The following is a 22,123-nucleotide window of genomic DNA, read 5'->3' on the forward strand; positions in this document are numbered from 1 at the left end:
TAAACCAGTTTCCAGTTCACCTAAAATCGCCTCACTAACTGGGCAACTGTTGGTGACTCAAAGATATAGCGTAATGGTAACGAAGTTCCAAAAGCTTCTTGCAATCGAGAAATTACCTGAGTAGCTATCAGGGAATGTCCTCCAATTTCAAAGAAATTATCGTGAATACCTACCTTTTCTACTTGCAGTGCTTTTTGCCAAATACCAGCAATGATTTTTTCTGCTTCTGTATTTGGCATGACATAATCAGCTTCATTTAGAAGAGTTAGCTCATGTGTTGGCAGCGCACGGTGGTCTATCTTGCCATTTGGTGTTAAAGGCAGGTTCTCTAGCAGCACAAAGCTGGAAGGGATCATGTAGCTGGGCAAGAGTTTCTTAAGATTAGCTCTTAAAGATTGAGCTAAATTATCGGAGTGATTATTTTTTACATTGCAATTTTCTTGTTGCGGTACAACATAAGCTACCAAGCGTTTGTTATTCAGTTGGTCTTCCCGTGCAACGACTACTGCTTCCCGGACTTCAGGTAGCTGAGATATTGCAGCTTCAATTTCTCCCAACTCAATGCGGAAGCCACGAATTTTTATCTGATTGTCGATCCGACCGAGAAATTCAATATTTCCATCACTTAAGTAGCGTGCTAAATCTCCAGTTTTATAGAGACGGGAATGTGGTTCATCGGTAAAAGGATTAGGAATGAATTTCTCTTGTGTTAACTCGCTTCGGTTAAGATAACCTTGCGCTAAGGAAGCACCACCAATATGCAATTCTCCTGGCACACCAACGGGAACTGGTTGCAAATACTCATCTAAAATGTAGATTTGCGTATTGGCAATGGGACGACCAATAGATGGCGAGATATTATCAACGACTCCATCACAAACTACTATCCCTGAAGTTGTAACAACAGTATTTTCAGTTGGGCCATAATTATTCACAACCTGGAAAGGAAGTAAATTTGATGGATATCGATGAAGTTTATCTCCCCCAGTTAGCAGAGTTCGCAAAGCTGTATTTTCTCTCCATTCCAGAGATAATAATTGCTCTGCTATTGGCGTTGGCAGAAAACTGATGGTAATATTTTGGCTTTGCAACCAATCTTGCAAATCGACTGGTGATGCAATGATTCCAGGTTTAACTAAATAAATACTTGCCCCTGCGGTGAGGTAAGGCCACAATTCCCAGACAGCAGCATCAAATGCTGTGGAAGCTACCTGAGTGGCTTTATCTAAAGCCGTGATTTCAAAAGCTTTGTTGTGCCAAAATACGAGATTTAGCAGTGCATCATGGGTAACTAATACTCCCTTCGGTTGTCCTGTCGAACCAGAAGTATAAATCACATAAGCTAAGTTAAGAGCTTTGTTAGCAGTAATCAGATTCTCTTGGCTGGAGAGAGAAATAACTTGAGCATCAGTATCTAAACATACAATCAACCCTAGATTTGGGGGTAGTTTTTCAACGAGTTGCTGCTGAGTTAGCAGTACTGAAACTTGAGCATCTTGAAAAATAAAGTGCAAACGTTCAGTTGGATATTCTGGGTCAAGTGGCACATAAGCACCACCAGCTTTGAGAATGCCCAACAGTCCTACAACCATTTCTAAAGAACGCTCGACACAAATACCTACTAACTCATCGGCTCCTACACCCAAAGCTCGCAAGTAGTGTGCCAACTGATTCGCACGACTATTTAACTGGGCATAAGTAAGTTGTTTTTCTTCAAATACAACTGCTACAGCATCCGGTGTATGCTCTACCTGTTCTTCAAACAACTGATGGATACATTTATCTTGGGGATAATCTGCTTGAGTATCATTCCAGTCAATTAATAACTGTTGCTGCTCAACTGCTGTCAGCATTGGCAATTGAGAAATTCGCTCTTGGGGATTTGCCACAATTGCTTCCAGCAATGTCACAAAATGATCCGCCATCCGCTCAATAGTGCTGCTATCAAACAAGTCGGTATTGTACTCCAACACTCCCGCAAATCCAGTCGCAGTGTTGCCGATCGCCAAGGTAAGATCAAACTTGGCAGTGACATTTTCTGTTGGTAAATCACTTATAGTTAGCCCAGTCAGTTCTACTTGAGACACAGGCGCATTCTGAAACACAAACGCTACCTGAAATAGTGGTGTATGGCTTAAGTTGCGTTCTGGCTGTAATGCTTCCACCAGCATTTCAAAGGGCAAGTCTTGATGAGCATAAGCGGACAATGCCATTTCCCGAACACGAGTGAGTAATTCGCTAAAGCTAGGATTGCCTGATAAATCAGTCCGCATCACTAAGGTGTTGACAAAAAAGCCAATTAACCCTTCTATTTCACTACGATTCCGGTTAGCAATTGGTGTTCCCACCAAAATATCCGATTGTCCTGTGTAGCGGTAAAGTAATGTATCAAACGCTGCCAACAGCGTCATAAACAAAGTCATGCCTTGTTGCTGACTAAGTTGTGTCAGTTTACCAGTTAGTTCCTCAGAAAGTGCAAACTCTTGATATACGCCAGCGAAGGTTTGCACAGCAGGTCTGGGTCGGTCTGTGGGCAGCGACAATAAAGCTGGTGCATCTTTGAGTTGTTGTTGCCAATAACTCAGTTGACTTTGCAGCACATCCCCTTGCAACCACTGTCTTTGCCAAATTGCAAAATCTGCGTACTGAATTGGTAATGGCGCTAATGGTGACGTTTGACCTTGAGAATAGGCATTGTATAGGGCTGCTAGTTCCTGAACAAACACACCCATTGACCACTCATCACTAACAATGTGATGCATACACACTAATAGTAAGTGTTCTGTCTCATTAAGCACTACTAATGTTGCTCTGAGTGGAGATGTACTTCTGAGGTCAAAGGATTGAATAGCTTGTTGTTGCGCTAATTGCCGTGAAGCTTTTTCTTGCTCACTTGTTGACAGATGTTGCAACTCAATTACTGATACTGTCCAATTCGTTTGTGTTTGAATGACTTGAGAAGCTTTTCCATCAACTGTAACGAAGTTAGTGCGTAATGCTTCGTGGCGCTGAATTATTTCTTGCAAGCTTTCCTCTAAGGCAACAACGTTAAGAGTTCCTGCTAAACGCAAAGCTATGGGGATGTTATATAAAGCACTATTGGGTTGTAACTGGTTTAAAAACCATAAACGCTGTTGAGCATAAGACAGTGATAATTCTGCATTCTCTGCTCTTGGTAAGATGGGCGGTACTATTATTTCTAAGTTTTGTTGCTGCAACTCCCCAATCAGATGAGCTAATTGGGCGACTGTTGCTGCTGCAAACAAGCCCCGCAAAGGTAGTTCTACTTTGAAAATGTTGCGGATACGTGAAACCAGTTGTGTTGCTAGTAGTGAGTGTCCCCCAATTTCAAAGAAGTTATCATGAATGCCTACTTGCTCTACTTTCAAAACTTGCGCCCAAATTTGTGCCAGCATTTCTTCATTTGGAGTGCGTGGAGCTACATATTTGTCTTTGAGTTCGCTGTATAAATCTGGTATTGGTAGGGCGCGGCGGTCTACTTTGCGGTTTGGTGTTAGCGGTAGGGACTCCAACACCACGAAAGTATTTGGAACCATGTAAAGGGGCAGATGATTAGAGAGGAACTGACGCAGTTCGCTAATGGTGGGAATCTGCTCATGATATGGTACTACGTAAGCGACTAGGCGCTTCTCCCCGATGGCGTTCCGCCCACCGTTGGCGATCGCATCTTCGCGGATAATCACACAAGATGTCTGCACATGGGAATGTTGGTTGAGTACCGCTTCAATTTCTCCCAACTCAATGCGGAATCCCCGAATTTTTACCTGATTGTCGATGCGTCCAAAGCATTCAATATTACCATCGGGTAAATAACGCGCTAAATCCCCAGTTTTATATAATCTCCTGCCTCCTGCCGACGCTGGCGGACTCGCTCTAAGCGAAGCATCCCGAAGGGTATACGCTGCGCTATCCTCAAACGGATTGGGAATAAATTTTTCGTCTGTCAATTCTTTGAGGTTGAGATAACCTCTTGCTTAACGAAACACCACCGATATGCAGTTCGCCTTTGACTCCGATTGCGTACTGGTTGGAGATGGCGATTCGAGGATGTAAGCTTGGGTATTGGCAATGGGACGACCAATCAATACAGAATTGGTTTTTTCTGATTTGGGATGCAGCAGATCGTGGACGATCGCTGTCACCGATGCTTCAGTGGGGCCGTAGACATTTAGACAATTGACGCGATCGCCTACTAATTGCTGCCAGATTGTCACTGTTTCCGGTAGAACTGCATCCCCACCCACAGCTACTAAGCGCAGACTTTCTGGCACTGTTGCATCAGATTTTGACACCGCAACCGCCCATTCATGCCAATATGCTGGGGTGATATTTAAGACACTCAGTTTTTGTTGGGCAATAAATTGGGCAAGACTGGCAAAGTCAGGGAACATTTGCGCGGGTCTTAAGACCACAGTTGCACCTTTGTACCATGTGGGGAAGATTTCTTCAGCAGCCACATCAAAGCTGAAGGATGCAAACTGCAAAACGCGATCGCAGTTAGTTAAACCAAATACTTCACTAATTGCACTGCTATGGTTAACTAAAGCCGCGTGAGCAAGCATCACGCCTTTGGGTTTGCCCGTAGACCCAGAAGTATACAATATACAAGCCAAGTTTTCTGGCTCTACTTCACTCACCGGATTTTCTTGACTTTGATTCGTCAGTACCCCAGATTCTGCATCTAAGACAATGACTTTTACGCCTTGCACTGGCAAAGAATTGAGCAATTTCTGTTCTGAAATCAGCACAGATAATTGTGAATCTTGGGATATGTCAGCTAATCGCTGCTGGGGATAATCAGGGTCTAAGGGGACATAACCGCCACCGGCTTTGAGGACGGCCAACAATCCAACGATAACGGATAGCGATCGCTCTAAATAAATCCCCACTAAAACCTCTGGCCCCACACCTAGAGATTGTAGGTAGTGCGCCAATTGGTTAGCTTGGGTATTCAACTGTTGATAAGTTAACTGTTGATTTCAAATATGACTGCGACTCGCATCGGGTTGTACTCAAACACTGCTCCTCAAACAACTGATGAATACATAAATCTTGGGGATAATCTGCTTGAGTATCATTCCATTGGACAAATAACTGCTGTTGCTCAACTGCTGTCAACATTGGCAATTGAGAAATTTGCTGTTGTGGTTTTTCTACAATTGCTTTCTAGGAGTGTGACAAAATGACCTGCCATGCGTGCGATCGTGCTGGCATCAAACAAGTCTGTGTTGTACTCCCACACACCCATCATTCCAGTCGGAGCGATTCGCCCTTGCTAAAGTCAAATCAAACTTTGCCGTTGCGCTTTCTATTGGCAAAGAAGTGATATTTAACCCAGCTAGTTCTACTTCCGATAAAGGATCATTTTGGAGGAGAAAATCTACCTGAAACAGTGGTGCATGGCTGAGGTCACGTTCTGGCTGCAATGTTTCCACCAACATTTCAAAAGGCAAGTCTTGATGAGAGTATGCCTCCATTGCCATTTGCCGAACACGACCCAGTAATTCGTTAAAACTGGGATTACCTGATAAATCAGTCCGCAAAACTAAAGTATTGACAAAAAAGCCAATCAACCCTTCTATTTCACCACGATTTCGGTTAGCGATCGGTGTGCCCACCAAAATATCTTCTTGTTCTGTATAGCGGTAAAGCAAAGTATCAAGGCTGCCAACAGCGTCATGAACAAAGTTACCCCTTGTTTCTTGGCTCAATTTTGTCAGCTTACTAGTTAGTTCAATTGACAGTTCAAACTGTTGAGTTGCACCAGCGAAGGTTTGTACAGCAGGTCTGGGTCGGTCAGTGGGAAGCGACAACAAAGCTGGCGCATCTGCCAATTGTTTTTGCCAGTAACTCAATTGCTTTTGCAGGATATCTCCTTGCAACCATTGTCGCTGCCACAGTGCGAAATCTGCGTACTGAATAGGCAGTGGCGCTAAAGGAGAGGTTTGTCCCTGAGAATAAGCACTATATAGCGCCGCTAGTTCTTGGACAAAAACACCCATTGACCAGCCATCACTGACAATATGATGCATACACATTAACAATATGTGTTCTGTCTCGGACAGCACTACTAATGTTGCTCTCACTAATGCCTGTGTTGCCAACTCAAAGGGCTGAATCGCTTGTTGTTGCGCTAATTGCTGTGAAGCTATTTGTTGCTCACTTGTAGATAAATGCTTCCAGTCAACAACTGATACTGTCCAATTTGTTTCTGTTTGAATGATTTGAGAAGGTTTTCCATCAACTGTGATGAAATTGGTGCGTAAGGCTTCGTGACGATGAATAATTTCTTGCAAGCTTTCTTCTAAAGCAGCAACTTTGAGACTTCCAACCAGACGTAAAGCTATGGGTATATTATAGAAAGCACTGTTGGGATCAAACTGATCTAAAAACCACAGCCGTGTTTGAGAATAAGAGAGTGGTAATTCTGCATTCCTTGACCTTGGTAAGATGGGTGGGACAGTAAGTTGTAATTTTTGTTGCTGTAACTCCTGAATCGATTGCGCTAATTCGGCAACTGTTGCTGTAGCAAACAACTCACGCAATGGTAGTTCTACTTGGAAGTTAGAGCGGATACGTGATATCAGTTGCGTTGCTAGTAGCGAGTGTCCTCCAAGTTCAAAGAAGTTATCATAAATACCCACTTGCTCGATTTTTAGCACTGTTGCCCAAATTTGTGCCAACAGTTCTTCAACGGGGGTACGTGGGGCAACATATTTGTCTTTGAGTTGATGATGTAAATCCGGTGCTGGTAATGCACGGCGGTCTACTTTCCCGTTGGGAGTTAATGGCATTGACTCCAATATCACGAAAGCCTGGGGCATCATGTAAGGAGGAAGTTTTGCTTTCAGGTAGTGGCGCAGTTCGCTAATTGCAAGGGTACAGTGCTGATACGGTGCTACGTAGGCAACTAAGCGCTTCTCTGTTGGGATATCTTCACGAGCAATAACACAAGATGCTTGCACATCACTATTTTGGTTTAGTAATGCTTCAATTTCTCCCAATTCAATGCGGAAGCCACGAATTTTTACCTGATTGTCAATGCGTCCCAGGTATTCAATGTTGCCATCGGGTAAATAGCGTCCTAAATCTCCAGTTTTATATAATTTACTCCCTTCTACTTCTTCAAACGGATTAGGGATAAATTTTTCTTGTGTTAACTCGCTTCGGTTAAGATAACCTTGCGCCAAGGAAGCACCACCAATATGCAATTCTCCTGGCACACCAACAGGAACTAGTTGTAAATACTCATCTAAAATGTATATTTGCGTGTTAGCAATAGGACGACCGATAGATGGTGAGATATTATCAACGACTCCATCATCAACTACTATCCCTGAAGTTGTAACAACAGTATTTTCAGTTGGGCCATAATTATTCACAACTTGGAAAGGAAGTAAACTTGATGGATATCGATGAAGTTTATCTCCCCCAGTTAGCAGAGTTCGCAAAGCTGTATTTTCTCTCCATTCCAAAGACAATAATTGCTCTGCTACTGGCGTTGGCAGAAAACTGATGGTAATATTTTGCCTTTGCAACCAATCTTGCAAATCTATTGGTGATGCAATAATTCCAGGTTTAACTAAATAAATACTTGCCCCTGCGGTTAGGTAAGGCCACAATTCCCAGACAGCAGCATCAAATGCTGTGGAAGCTACCTGAGTGGCTTTATCTAAAGCCGTGATTTCAAAAGCTTTGTTGTGCCAAAATACGAGATTTAGCAGTGCATCATGGGTAACTAATACTCCCTTCGGTTGTCCTGTCGAACCAGAAGTATAAATCACATAAGCTAAGTTAAGAGCTTTGTTAGCAGTAATCAGATTCTCTTGGCTGGAGAGAGAAATAACTTGAGCATCAGTATCTAAACATACAAGATTTGGTTGATTTGGGGGTAGTTTTTCAATGAGTTGCTGTTGAGTTAGCAGTAGTGAAACTTGAGCATCTTGAAGAATAAAGTGCAAACGTTCAGTTGGATATTCTGGGTCAAGTGGCACATAAGCACCACCAGCTTTGAGAATTCCAAGTAATCCCACAACCATTTCTAAAGAACGCTCTACGCAAATACCCACTAGGGTATTGTCTTTCACACCCAATGAGCGCAAGTAGTGTGCCAACTGATTCGCACGACTATTTAACTGAGCATAAGTGAGTTGTTTTTCTTCAAACACTACCGCCACAGCATCCGGTGTATGCTCTACCTGTTCTTCAAACAACTGATGGATACATTTATCAGAAGGATAATCTACTCCTGTATCATTCCAGTCAATTAATAACTGCTGCTCAACTGCTGTCAGCATTGGTAATTGAGAAATTCGCTCTTGGGGATTTGCCACAATTGCTTCCAGCAATGTCACGAAATGATCCGCCATCCGCTCAATAGTAGTGCTATCAAACAAGTCGGTATTGTACTCCAACACTCCCGCCAGTCCAGCCGCAGTGTTTTCCATTGCTAAAGTTAAATCAAACTTAGAACTTGCACTTTCTACTAGCAATGGATTGACAGTTAACCCAGTCAAGTCTACTTGAGACATGGGTACATTCTGGAGGACAAACATTACCTGAAACAGTGGTGTATGGCTTAAGTTACGTTCTGGCTGTAATGCTTCCACCAACATTTCAAAGGGCAAGTCTTGATGAGAGTATGCTCCTAGAGCCATTTCCCGAACACGAGTGAGTAATTCGCTAAAGCTAGGATTGCCTGATAAATCAGTCCGCATCACTAAGGTGTTGACAAAAAAGCCAATTAACCTTTCTATTTCACCGCGATTCCGGTTAGCAATAGGAGATCCAATCAGAATATCTGCTACACCTGTGTAGCGGTAAAGTAATGTATCATAAGCTGCCAACAGCGTCATAAAGAGGGTACAACCTTGTTGCTGACTAAGTTGTGTCAGCTTAGTAGTTAGTTCTTCAGAAAGTGCAAAATGTTGGTATGCCCCGGCAAAAGTCTGCACAGATGGTCTGGGTCGGTCTGTAGGCAGCGACAATAAAGCTGGTGCATCTTTGAGTTGTTTTTGCCAATAACTCAATTGACTTTGCAGTACATCTCCTTGAAACCACTGTCTCTGCCACAGTGCAAAATCTGCGTACTGAATTGGTAATGGCTCTAATGGTGACGTTTGACCTTGAGAATAAGCATTGTATAGGGCTGCTAATTCTTGGACAAACACACTCATTGACCAGCCATCACTAACAATGTGGTGCATACACACTAACAACAAGTGTTCTGTCTCATTAAGGACTACTAATGTTGCCCTCACTAATGGTTGCGTTGCTAATTCAAAGGACTGAATCGTTTGTTGTTGCGCTAATTGCTGTGAAGCTATTTTTTGCTCACTTGTTGGCAGATGTTGTAAATCAACTACTGATACTGTCCAATTCTTTTGTGTTTGAATAACTTGAGAAGGTTTTCCATCAACGATCGCAAAGTTAGTGCGTAATGCTTCGTGACGATGAAGAATTTCAATTAAGCTTTGTTCTAAAGTAGCTACATTAAGAGTTCCGACTAGACGCAAAGCTATAAGTAAGTTGTAAAAGGCGCTATTCGGGTTTAACTGGTCTAAAAACCATAAACGCTGTTGAGCGTAAGACAGTGGTAATTCTGCGTTCTTTGCTCTTGGTAATATGGGTGGTGCAGTTAATTCTAAATCCTGTTGCTGCGATCGCTGAATATGTTGTGATAATTGGGCAACTGTGGGCGCAGCAAATAAGCTACGCAATGGTAGTTCTACTTTTAAGCTGGTACGCACGCGAGAGATCAGTTGCGTTGCTAGTAGCGAGTGTCCCCCAAGTTCAAAGAAGTTGTCATGTATCCCCACAAGCTCTACTTTTAAGACGTGTGCCCAAATTAGTGACAGGATTTCTTCAATCGGGTTACGTGGGGCAACATATTTGTCCAATAATTGGCTGTGTAAATCAGGTTCCGGTAAGGCGCGGCGATCTAGTTTCCCATTGGGGGTAAGCGGCAAGGCTTCTAGGATAACTATTGCACTTGGAACCATATACTCAGGTAACTTTGATTTTAGGAAGCTACGCACAACGCTGACTGTAAGTGTCTGCTCTTTTTGAGGTACAACGTAAGCGGCTAGATATTTGTTACCAGGAATATCTTCGCGCGCGATCGCACAAGATGCCTGCACATCATCAAGTTGACTCAGTACTGCTTCAATTTCGCCCAACTCGATGCGGAAACCACGAATTTTAACTTGATTGTCTATACGTCCTAAAGATTCGATATTCCCGTCTGGTAAATAGCGTCCTAAGTCCCCTGTTTTATAAAGACGCTCTGAAGAAGCAGGGGAGCAGGGAGCAGGGAGCAGGGGAGAAGATCCTTTCCTCTGCTCGCCGCCCTCTGCCCATCTGCCTCTTTGAAACGGGTTAGGTATGAATTTCTCTTGTGTTAACTCAGGACGGTTAAAGTAACCTTGCGCTAAAAGTACACCACTTATATACAATTCTCCTAGTACACCAATGGGTACAGGCTGTAAGAACTTGTCTAGGATGTAAATTTGTGTATTGGCTATAGGACGACCAATATAAGGAAGTAGCGGCCAAGTCTCTACTGAATTATTCAGAATAAAACTGGTAGCTAAATGACTCTCTGATGGCCCATACTGATTGTGCAATGTACAATCAGTTAGTTTACTAAACCATTGAGAAATGGCGGGAGTAATTTGCAACTGTTCCCCAGAAGTAATGATTTCCCGCAAATGAGTATTCACTAATTCACTACTTACAGCAACCTCAGCTAATTGCTGTAAGCCAACAAAGGCGAGAAACATTCTCTCAATTGCTTTTTCTTGGAGAAAACCTAACAAAGCTGAGGCATCTTGGCGTAATTCTTCCCCAATTAAGAACAATGTGCCACCCGAACACCAAGTAGTGAAGATTTCTTGGAAGGAGACATCAAAGCTAATCGAAGCAAATTGCAGCGTTTTTGCTCCACGAGCAATTTTCAGATTTTCCCCATGCCACAAGATATGATTGCAAAGGGCAAGCTGAGTCATGGCTATACCCTTGGGTTGACCTGTAGAACCAGAAGTATAAATTATATAAACTAAGTTATGCGCTTGTACACCAGAGATAAGATTGTCTTGACTGCACTGAGAAATTAGTCCAGCGTCAGTATCCAAACAAACAATCTTTGCTTGATTTGGGGGCAGTATGTCAATAAGTGACTGTTGAGTTAGCAATACTGAAGCTTGAGTATCTTCTAAAATAAAGCTCAAACGTTCAGTTGGATACTCTGGGTCAAGTGGCACATAAGCAGCACCCGCTTTCAGAATCCCCAATAGTCCGATGACCATTTCTAAAGAACGCTCTACACAAAGACCTACCAGGACATCAGATCCTACACCCAAAGACCGCAAGTGATTCGCTAACTGGTTAGCGCGGTTGTTTAATTCCTGGTAAGTAAGTTGTTGATTTTCATATACAACTGCCACTGCATTGGGTGTACGTTCCACCTCTTCTTCAAACAACTGATGGATGCACTTATGTAGTGGATAATCTGACTGAGTATCGTTCCAGTCAACTAATAACTGCTGTTGCTCAACTTCACTCAGTAGAGCCAATTGTGAGATTTGCTGTTCTGGGTTAGCAATAATACCTTCAAGCAATGTCACAAAATGACTCGTCATTCGCTCAATGGTACTACTATCAAACAAGTCAGTGTTGTATTCCCACAACCCTACCATTCCATTGGCAGTGTTCTGCATGATCAAAGTTAAATCAAACCTTGAAGTTATACCTTTTATTGGCAATTCCCTAACAGTTAACCCAGTCAGTTCTAATTGAGACATGGGCGCATTCTGAAGGACAAACATTACCTGAAATAGTGGTGTATAACTGAGATCCCGTTCTGGCTGCAATACCTCTACCAGCATTTCAAAAGGCAAATTTTGATGAGAGTATGCCTGCATTGCCATGTCGCGGACACGATCTAGTAATTCGCTAAAACTGGGATTGCCTGAAACATCAGTCCGCATCACTAAAGTGTTGACAAAAAAGCCAATTAACCCTTCTATTTCGCTGCGATCGCGGTTAGCAATTGGCGAACCCACCAAAATGTCTTCTGTACCTGTGTAGCGGTAAATCAGGGTATCATAAGCTGCCAACAGCGTCATGAACAAAGTTACCCCTTGCTCTTGGCTCAATTTTGTCAGCTTACTAGTTAGTTCAAGAGAAAGTGCAAAATATTGATGTGTCCCATTGTAAGTCTGCACAGCCGGTCTGGGTCGGTCTGTGGGTAACGACAATAAGGCTGGCGCTGAAGCCAATTGTTTTTGCCAATAAGTCAATTGGCTTTGTAGTACTTCCCCTTGCAACCACTGTCTTTGCCACAGTGCGAAATCTGCATATTGAATCGGCAGTGGCGTTAATGGTGACAGATGACTTTGAGAATAAGCATTGTACAGTGCTACTAACTCTTGAACAAACACACCCATTGACCAGCCATCAGAGACAATGTGATGCATACACAGTAATAAGACGTGTTCTGTCTCAGACTGCATCACTAATATCGCTCTCACTAATGCTTGTGTTGCTAAATTAAAGGGTTGAATCGCTTCTTGTTGCGCTAATTGCTGGGTGGCAATTTCTCGTTCAGTTGTAGATAAATGCTTCAAATCAACAATAGATACTGTCCAACTACTTTCTGTTTGAATGATTTGTGAAGGCTTTCCATCAACTGTAATGAAATTAGTGCGTAAGGCTTCGTGGCGAATAATTATTTCTTGTAAGCTTTGTTCTAAGGCAGCAACATTAAGAGTTCCTGCTAAATGCAAAGCTAAAGGCATATTGTAGAAGGGACTGTCTGGCTCAAATTGGTCTAAAAACCACAGACGCTGTTGAGCATAAGACAGTGCTAATTCTGCATTCTCAGCCCTTGGTAAAATAGGTGGTGCAAACTGTTCTGAGTTTTGTTGCTGTAACTGCCCAATCAAATGCGCCAATTTAGCCACCGTTGGAGCAGCAAATAACTCACGCAATGGTAGTTCCACTTTGAAGATGTTGCGGATGCGTGAAACTAGTTGCGTTGCTAGTAGCGAATGTCCCCCTAGTTCAAAGAAGTTATCATAAATGCCTACTTGCTCTACTTTCAGGACGTGCGCCCAAATTTGTGCTAGTAGTTCTTCATTTGGGCTACGTGGGGCTACATATTTGTCCGATAATTGGCTGTGTAAATCAGGTGCGGGTAGGGCGCGACGGTCTACTTTGCCACTGGGGGTAAACGGTAGAGCTTCTAGAATGACTATTGCCCAAGGTACCATGTACTCTGGTAACTTTGACTTTAAGAAGCAGCGCAGGTCACTAATTGTAACTGTCTGCTCTTTTTGAGACACAATGTAGGCAACTAGGCTTTTATTTCCAGGAATATCTTCACGGGCGATGACACAAGATGCTTGTACATAGGGATATTGGCTCAACACTGTTTCGATTTCGCCCAATTCAATACGGAAGCCACGAATTTTAACTTGATTGTCAATTCGTCCCAGGTATTCGATGTTGCCATCGGCTAAATAACGTGCTAAATCCCCAGTTTTATATAATCTACTGCCTCCTGCCTCCTCAAACGGATTGAGGATGAATTTCTCTTGTGTCAACTCAGGACGGTTGAGGTAGCCTTGTGCTAATGTCGCACCGCCAATGTGCAATTCTCCTGGCACACCAGTGGGAACAGGTTGTAAATGCTCGTCTAAAATATATACATTCTTGTTAGCCAGAGGGCAACCAATAGGAACTTTTTTCAAATTGGTGTCTTTGCTAAACTGGGAAGGAATTTCAAATAGGGTTGCTGTGATGGTTGCTTCTGTGGGGCCATAGGCGTTGAGCAAACGAACACTAGACATTAAGCTCTGTTGCCAAAGAGCTACATATTCGGGCAACATTATGTCTCCACCAACAATCACGAGTCTCAGTTGGCTGTTTGCATTATCTAATATTTTTGCTTTGGCTGACTCTTGAGCTAGTTGCTGCCAATAGGCTGTTGGAAGATTAACAACAGTGAGTCCAAAATCCGAAATTATTTTTTGAAAGTTTGTTGGTGTCCATACATCTGAGCCTCGGAGTACCAAGGTTGCGCCAGCTATTAGTGTAGGAAATATCTGTTCTAATGAGGCATCAAAGTTGATTGAGGCAAACTGGAGTATGCGATCGCTCTGTACAAGTTCGTAAGTTTGTTGAATAATACAGCAGTGACTGGCGATCGCGCCATGTGAGATCATAACCCCTTTAGGTTTGCCTGTAGAACCAGAGGTGTAAATCACATAAGCTAAGTTAGTGACTTGCACAAGTGCGATGGCGTTCCGCCCACCTTCGGTGATCGCATTATCCTGGCTGGACTGAGAAATAAATTGCCAGTCAGTATCTAAACATACAACCTGCCCTTGATGCTGAGGCAACTTTTCTAGGAGTTGCTGTTGTGTGAGCAGTACTGGAACTTGGGCATCTTCTAACATAAAGCTCAGGCGTTCAGCAGGATACTCAGGATCAAGTGGCACATAAGCCCCACCCGCCTTGAGAATCCCCAATATTCCCACCACCATTTCTAAGGAACGCTCTACACAAATACCAACCAGTGCATCTGGTTTTACACCCAGAGTTTGTAAGTAGTGTGCCAATTGGTTGGCGCGACTATTCAATTGCCGATAAGTCAGTTGTTGATTTTCAAAAACAACTGCTATAGCATCTGGGGTAAGCTCTACCTGCTCCTCAAATAACTGATGGATACACTTGTCTTGAGGATAATCCGCCTGGATATTGTTCCATTCAACTAGTAACTGCTGCTCAACTTCTGTCAGCAGAGGTAGTTGGGAAATGGGCTGAATCGGATTAGATACAATTGCGTCTAGCAGCGTCACAAAATGACCTGTCATCCGCTCAATGGTGCTGCTATCAAACAAGTCAGTATTGTATTGCCAGCATAGCTGGAAAACTCCTTGAGCTTCCATCACCATTAAATTCAGATCCAAGTCTGCACCTCGTTGATGTCCAAGCAAGTATGGCTCCATCTGAAGCACTTGTTCTCCATTGGGCAATGAATTCTCTATTGCTTCACACCAACGTTGTGCTTGCCAAGTAAAACTAACTTGACATAAAGGAGAACGACTGGGATCTCGTTGTGGCTGGAGTTGTTCTGCTAACAGAGAAAAAGGGTAATCTTGATGCTTTTGGGCTTCTCTAACTGTCTTGCTAACTTGAGCCAGAAATTCTGTAAAGGTGGCGTTTTCCTGTATAGCAGTTCGTAAAACTATCAGGTTAACAAAGTAGCCGACAATCTCTTTAAAACTTCCACCCCACCGACCTCTCATCGGGCTGCCTATAAGGATATCTGTTTGATTGGTGTAGCGATAAAGTAGCACATAAAATGCTGTTAAGAGAATCTGATAAAGGCTAGTTCCTGAAGATAAAGCTAGATGTTTGAGTTTTTCAATTAGTTGTTTATCTAGCTTGGAAATATGTGATGCTCCTTGATAATTCTGGGTAATAGGACGGGGTTTATCTGCGAGCAAATTTAAAATTGGCAACTCACCAGCTAATTGTTGCTCCCAGTATTGCCACTGTTTTTCTCCCCTAGAACTAGAGAGCATTTCTGATTGCCAATTGACAAAATCTAGATAAGATTTATTGTTAGTTGAAAAATCTGGGGCAGCTTGTGTCTCCTCTTGGTTAATTTGCTCAATTTCCTTGGTATATAAAGCTTGAAATTCAGTGATAAGTAAATCATAAGACCACATATCACCTGCAATGTGGTGCATTGTTAGCAAGAGAATGTGTTCTTTTGCTGAACGATTAAATAAATTAACTCTCAAAACTGAATCTTTTTCTAAGTTAAAAGGGCGGTCAGTTATCGCAAATATTTTATCTTTTAAGTGATCTTCACTCCAATTACTGGCATCTGTTACTTCAAGATTAAAATTATGTTGTTGGTTGATTTGCTGTACAGGTTTGCCTTCATAAATTGTATATGTCGTTCTGAGAATAGGATTATGTTCAATAATTTTTTCCCATGCACGATTGACGGCAGAAATATTTAAATAAGAATTGATTTTTACAGTAATAAATATATTATAAGCAACGCTCTCTGGAGCAATTTGGTAGATAAACCACATTGCTTCTTGACCAGAAGAGAGTGGAATACTTTTTCTTATAATTCTATCCATTAAAACTCCTTAAAATCCTGATAATCTTGGTTATAAAAATACAAATAAGGCACGAATAGAGTCTTTACTACTAAAAAAACTTTTCAGGCTATTTTTCATATTGTTCTATTTCAAGTGTTATCCTACCTTTGATGTGGCAGGGTTATTGTTTGACCTACACCACAGTCGCGCACATCGTTAGATGCTAAAACTACAATCCTACTGTTAGTTAAAAATATTATTTTGTAAGCAAGATCATAATTTATTTTTAATCATCCAGTAGATATATCAGATAGATAATCCCAGTTTTCTAAATAAAACGCAAGACTAGTTAAGACATTTAAGAATATATTTAATAAAACAGTTAAGAAAGTTAGGAAAGTTAAGAAAGTTAAGCATATAGATATTTTAAATATACTATATACCTTATGCGAATTAAGCCACAGGATGCTATTCAAAAGTAAGGAATTATTTGTTATTAAAGGTGGTCTTTAATAAGACAGGGCTTAATTATAAGTAATTAATACCAATAGAGCATCTCCAACTTCAAGAGGGAAGCGAAGCGATCGCTGTGACGAAAGCATAAAATGTCATATTTGCTACAAATAGTGCTAAGTAAGTAGATAAGTTGTGGCGTTCTAAATCACTGGGTGTTAAGTTCATCGCTTTTTACTTTTTTTAAAATTTATCACTTAGTTGGTAGCAAGTATTTTAGTTCTCTATATTTTTACTCGTAAAGTTGGTATTTATTGCAGATATCATTGTGCAAATATATAGTCCTTTATTCAATCATCTCTGCTCTTTGTCCATTGAAAAGACAGTTATAGCAACAACTTTAGGCTATTTCTTTATAGGGAGCAGTTTAATTGCTCTCCCTTAACAATTGCTTTTGTCAAGATTCTATTACCATTTTTGTTGGTAAATACCTATTAAACTGGTAATATTTCAGAGTTCTATACTTTTTACTTTCCATTTAAGTAATCCTGCTGGGGAATAAACAACCCATCAGAAAGGCTTCTACCAATTCTGATGGGTTGTTTATTTTCAGTATTGATTATGCGAATGCTCAAATCCTAGGTAACATTTTTCTCAAATTATGAACAAAAGAAGATTTTTTGCTTGGATTACGACGGCAGTTACCAGCATGATACTGGTAATAGGCTTACAGTTTGTCAATTTATCACCAGCCAAATCTGCAACCACCCTTAACGTGTATGCGGCTGTCAGCTTAACAAATGCGCTGAATAGTATTAAGACTCAGTACCAAAACGCTAACCCAGGTATCAGCGTTGTTTATACCTTTGGTGCTTCTGGTACTTTGCTTAGTCAGATACAAGCAGGAGCTCCAGCAGATATTTTTATTTCTGCTGCCAACGACCAAATAGATGTTTTGCAGAATTCGAGTCCAAGTAAGTTGGTTGCAGGTAGCCGTAAAAACATTGTCAAAAATCGTCTAGTTTTGATTACCCCTACAACATCTCCTGTTAATGCTGGTAGTGCTACTCTCAACAGCATCAATGGTTTGACCAACGCCAATATTAGAGGCATTGCCATAGGTGACTATACAGGTACTCCACCAGTTGTACCAGCAGGAGATTATGCCAAACAAGTTCTCACTAAGCGAAGTATTTTCAATACTGTCAGTCCCAAATTGTACCGTGCAAGCAATGTGCGTAACGTTTTAACTGCTGTTGAAAACAAAACTCTTGCAGTTAGCAATGTAAACAAGACTATTGACGCAGGTTTTGTTTACAGAACTGATGCTCTTATTTCTAAGAAGGTAAGAATTGTAGATACTGCTCTCACAACGGATAATGAGGCTATTGTCTATCCACTGGGTATACTCACCAGAACTAGAGTTTTATCGACAGCGCAGAGCTTTTCTAACTACTTAAGTAGTAGTACTGCCCAGAATATCTTCAAAAACACTTATGGGTTTGTCCTACCTTAATCACCACAAAGTAAATCAAGTAATCCTTGTCGTGAATTTTGAACTATTTGGAGTCATGTCTTGTGAAGTTCACTAAAAAACTCTCAATTATTGTTTGTAGTTTAACCACTGCTATCCTTCATACTGCTGTAATTACCAACACTTACAAATCAGTAGCACAAGCAGAAGGACAAGAACTGATTATCAACGGAAGCTTTGAAAACGACGATCTTGTAGATCCTGATAATCCTAACGCTCCAAATCCTAATGTTACAGGATGGACTAAGGATGGCGACCCGATGGATACATCAGGTATTAGAATCAGTAACTTTCCTAACACTGGTAATCAAGGTTTATCACTGAGTGGATTTTCAGACATTAGCTACATATCACAGACTATCCCTACAGTTAAGGGTCAAAACTACCGACTTATTTACTATTTCGCATCTATAGAGGAGCCACCTGACCTGAAGAATAAATTTCAGGTTTTTATCAGTGGCAAGAAGGTTTTTGTTAGTAATAATACTCCTTTTCAACCTTATAGGAAATACACCATATATTTCAAAGCGAAAGGAGAATCCACAGAGATAAAATTTGGTTCTATAGCCAAAAATTCCTTTTTGTTTTTGGATAATGTCAGTGTCAAATCTATACCTTAACATCAGGAAAAAGCTATAACAAATTGAAGCCTGAGTAATATCTGGCTCTGTCTGTAGTGTCTATAATGCCATTGAAATTCATTTGATTAAAGAACTCCATTATCGGTTTACCAAGAGAGATTGTTTTGAGTAGATGAATCATTATTCATATCAATAGCTAACTCTTATAAACCAAAATCAAATGTTCAACTTTATTGACACTACTTAGAGCCAGGATGGAACTACAAACTTGTTTTAACTGTCGTAATTTGGAGTCAAGTTTCATGAAGTTAACTAAAAAACTTTCAATTATTGTTTTTAGTTTTACTACTACCTTAGCTAGTGCTGCTGTGATGACTGGGACTTATATTCCAGTAGCGCAAGCACAATACGATCCCAACTCTGTTATAGATCCTGAAGACCTTGTTTTTAATGGAGGATTTGAACTTGACTCACTTGTTGATCCTAATAATCCTAACACTACAAACCCCAATATTACAGGATGGACTAAATATGGTGATCCGATGGATACATCAGGGATAAGAATTAGCAATTTTCCTCAAAGTGGTAATCAGGGCTTATCACTTGGAGGATTTTTAGACCTTAGTTACATATCACAGACGCTTTCTACAGAACCTGGTGTAGAATACCAACTTAGTTACTATTTAGCATCTATAGATGAAGCACCTGATCTTGATAATCAATTTCAGACATTTGTAGGTGGAAAAAAGATTTTTGATCAAAAAAATATTTCTTACCAACACTACACGCCATATAAGTTCAATTTCACGGCAGACGCATCATCTACAGAATTAAAGTTTGGGAATGTAGATAGATATGCATTCTTATACTTAGATAATGTGAGTGTAAAACCTGTACCTGAACCATCGTTTATTGGAGGAACAGCAGTTGCAGGTTTATTGGGAATCTGGCTTAAAAGAAAGCGAATAGCTAGCTAAAAATAATCCTGAAACAATTGTTAAAAGCTAGTAATAGAAAGTTAAACCGATAGTTCAACAAGAACGAAACCCAACGTTTTCAGCCTTTGTTGGGTTGCACTAAAGTGAAACCCAACGGGAGCATCCCATTTTTTTGAATGTCATTGCGAACGCAACGAAGTGGAGTGAAGCAATCGCAAAATCTCGCACTAAGGCATCATGTAAAAATAAGTTGTACAAATTTATTTGAAATAGCCTGGCGTATCTAGCTTTCACATAAAAATTGTTCAGGTTATTTTTACACAAATCCTAAGAACAAAAACTATGCGATTGCTTCGTCGTTCCTCCTCGCAATGACGGTTATTCTTTAGTTGCTAAATAAAAACTGGGATGCACCCAAACCCAACCTTGTATCTTAGAAATATTAGTAATTGCTAGACGATCGCTGTCCCTAGTTGCCACAGTATAGTTATACAAAACAGTAGTATTACTTTGGACTTGAGTTTGCCATCTTCCATGTCAACGATGCGATCGGCAATGTCTAGGATACGGTTGTCATGAGTAACCATCAAGATGGTGCAGCGTTGTTCTTTTGCCAGTTTTTGCATGAGATTGACTACATCTCGTCCCGATTGGCTATCAAGGGCGGCGGTGGGTTCATCCGCGAGGATGATTTGAGGATGACTGACTAAAGCACGAGCGATCGCTACTCTTTGTTTTTGTCCTCCAGACAGTTTATCAGGATAGTAATGCAAATGATTTCCTAATCCTACCTGCTCTAACATTTGGGCTGACCTAGCTTGCATCTTTTTTAACCCAAGATGTTGGTGCAATTCCAAAGCCATTTGGACGTTTTGGAGTGCTGTTAAACTACCATGCAAGTTATGTGCTTGGAAAATATAACCATTACGGCGTCGTGCCTGCATTAGTTGTTCAGCACTAGCACCACAAAGTTCTCGTCCCAACACCCGCAAACTACCAGATTGGGTAGAACGCAACCCACCCACTAAGGTCAGCAAGGTAGTCTTTCCAGAACCAGAAGGCCCGGTCATGAGAATAATTTCACCAGCGTTAATCTCTAAGTTAATGTTACATAAAACTTGTTTACGGAGTGAGCCGTGACCAAAATGATGGTCGAGATTCTGGATGGAGATGACGGATTGACTAGTCATAAATAGATCGATTACTCGTAACGCTCGTCATTGGTCATTTGTCCTTTGTCCTTTGCAAATGACCAATGACAAATGACAAATTTAAAACATATCAGCAGGATCAGTGGCTTGAAGTTTGCGGGTAGCGATCGCACCAGAAATTGTACACATAATGATAGTTAGCACCAATACCTGCAAGGCGCGAATTGCAGTCATGTACATAGGCAAATTTGTGGCAGTGCGAGTCAGTTGGTAAAGTGCTAAAGACACTCCCAATCCGGGGAAGAAGCCCAGCGCTGCCAATATCAACGATTCTTCAAGCACTACACCTAGCAAGTAGTAATTGCGATATCCCATTGCTTTGAAGGTCGCGTATTCTCGAACATGGGCATTAACATCAGTGGAGAGGACTTGATAGACGATAATTACCCCCACCACAAAACCCATCGATACACCCAAACTGAAAATAAACCCAATTGGGGAATTTGTTCTCCAAAAGTTATTTTCAAATTCAATAAATTCAGTGTGGGTTAAAACTCTGACATCATCTTTCAGGTAGGCTTTGAGCATTGCTGCTACTTTTTTCGGGTCATAACCTGGTTTAAGAACAATCAAACCTAGACTGACACTGCTGGACTGTCGCCCAGAAATAGCCGCAAAAAGTTTTGATCGCTGGTAATTAAGTTGCCATCAGAACCAAAGGAAGCACCAACTTTGAATAATCCACTAATGGTAATTGTGCGCCGTTCTATTTCGGTGGTTAGAGTTTTACCTTGGTCAATTTGAGCGATCGCTTTTTGATAATCTCCTCTTGCACCACGGTCAAACAAAACGGTATCCGGCATTTTGATCGCTTGCAATTGCTGATTAACATCCGGTAAGTCAAACGCTGGCTTGTCTGGGTTAAAGCCGATAACTAACACCCCCGCCTCACGGTGTGTTTGGGGATTCTTCCAAATTGTGTTGTTGAAATACATTGGTTCCGCCGATTTTACCCCTGGTATATCCATTGCCTGGTAAAGTCGCCGACGAGAAAATGTAGACAAGCTTGGCAAATTACGAGCCTGGGGACTCATTAAAACAATGTCTGCTTGCAAACTACGATGTAGTCTGGTGTTACTGTCATACAGCGCAGTTTGAAAACCTAGCTGCATGAACATTAAAAGATCCGCAAAGGCAATGCCTGACAATGCCACCAAAAGACGGCTTTTTTCATGATTCAGTTGCAGCCATCCTAAAGGGGTTCGTCGTCGCAGTTGTTTGAGCAATCCCATCATAGTGGGGAGTGGGGGGATGAGGGGAC

The 22,123-nt window shown here is 41.4% G+C and carries 9 protein-coding genes and 1 pseudogene; 4 read left to right on the plus strand and 6 right to left on the minus strand.

The genetic code is table 11. The features are described from left to right. Positions 1 to 20 precede the first annotated feature (20 nt). The 4 genes from ANSO36C_RS35175 to ANSO36C_RS35190 all read right to left on the minus strand — a co-directional run bounded on the left by ANSO36C_RS35175 (position 21) and on the right by ANSO36C_RS35190 (position 16,184). Positions 21 to 3,968, minus strand: a complete 3,948-nt coding sequence (locus ANSO36C_RS35175; protein ID WP_410174644.1) for an amino acid adenylation domain-containing protein — start codon at positions 3,966 to 3,968, stop codon at positions 21 to 23. Between the two features lie 27 nt (positions 3,969 to 3,995). Beyond that, the gene (locus tag ANSO36C_RS35180; protein ID WP_410174645.1) at positions 3,996 to 4,976 is read right to left on the minus strand and encodes an AMP-binding protein; all 981 of its coding nucleotides are present in this window, start codon (positions 4,974 to 4,976) and stop codon (positions 3,996 to 3,998) included. Beyond that, complete coding sequence (locus tag ANSO36C_RS35185; RefSeq protein ID WP_410174646.1) at positions 4,960 to 5,142, minus strand: hypothetical protein; 183 nt, start codon at positions 5,140 to 5,142, stop codon at positions 4,960 to 4,962. The genes ANSO36C_RS35180 and ANSO36C_RS35185 overlap by 17 nt, the downstream gene beginning before the upstream one ends. Positions 5,143 to 5,234: 92 nt before the next feature. Beyond that, positions 5,235 to 16,184, minus strand: a complete 10,950-nt coding sequence (locus ANSO36C_RS35190; protein WP_410174647.1) for a non-ribosomal peptide synthetase — start codon at positions 16,182 to 16,184, stop codon at positions 5,235 to 5,237. A 100-nt stretch (positions 16,185 to 16,284) separates the two neighbouring features. Between ANSO36C_RS35190 and ANSO36C_RS27780 the strand changes: the two genes are divergently transcribed. From ANSO36C_RS27780 to ANSO36C_RS27795, 4 genes are all read left to right on the plus strand, one after another. Further along, on the plus strand, positions 16,285 to 16,365 hold the full coding sequence (locus tag ANSO36C_RS27780) for a transposase family protein (RefSeq protein ID WP_251960459.1): 81 nt from the start codon (positions 16,285 to 16,287) through the stop codon (positions 16,363 to 16,365). A 942-nt stretch (positions 16,366 to 17,307) separates the two neighbouring features. After that, positions 17,308 to 18,114, plus strand: a complete 807-nt coding sequence (gene modA, locus ANSO36C_RS27785; protein ID WP_251957390.1) for a molybdate ABC transporter substrate-binding protein — start codon at positions 17,308 to 17,310, stop codon at positions 18,112 to 18,114. 62 nt (positions 18,115 to 18,176) lie between these two features. After that, entirely contained in the window at positions 18,177 to 18,752 is a 576-nt protein-coding gene (locus ANSO36C_RS27790; protein WP_251957391.1) for a DUF642 domain-containing protein, read from the plus strand. A 263-nt stretch (positions 18,753 to 19,015) separates the two neighbouring features. After that, on the plus strand, positions 19,016 to 19,690 hold the full coding sequence (locus ANSO36C_RS27795; RefSeq protein ID WP_251957392.1) for a DUF642 domain-containing protein: 675 nt from the start codon (positions 19,016 to 19,018) through the stop codon (positions 19,688 to 19,690). A 413-nt stretch (positions 19,691 to 20,103) separates the two neighbouring features. Here the strand turns inward: ANSO36C_RS27795 and ANSO36C_RS27800 are convergent, their stop codons facing one another. Next, a complete protein-coding gene (locus ANSO36C_RS27800) occupies positions 20,104 to 20,841 on the minus strand; it encodes a DevA family ABC transporter ATP-binding protein (protein ID WP_251957393.1) in 738 nt (245 codons plus the stop codon). A gap of 81 nt (positions 20,842 to 20,922) precedes the next feature. Beyond that, a pseudogene (gene devC / locus ANSO36C_RS27805) lies at positions 20,923 to 22,097 on the minus strand (ABC transporter permease DevC). Positions 22,098 to 22,123 lie beyond the last annotated feature (26 nt).

The organism is Nostoc cf. commune SO-36 (assembly GCF_023734775.1).
Taxonomy (GTDB): domain Bacteria; phylum Cyanobacteriota; class Cyanobacteriia; order Cyanobacteriales; family Nostocaceae; genus Nostoc; species Nostoc commune_A.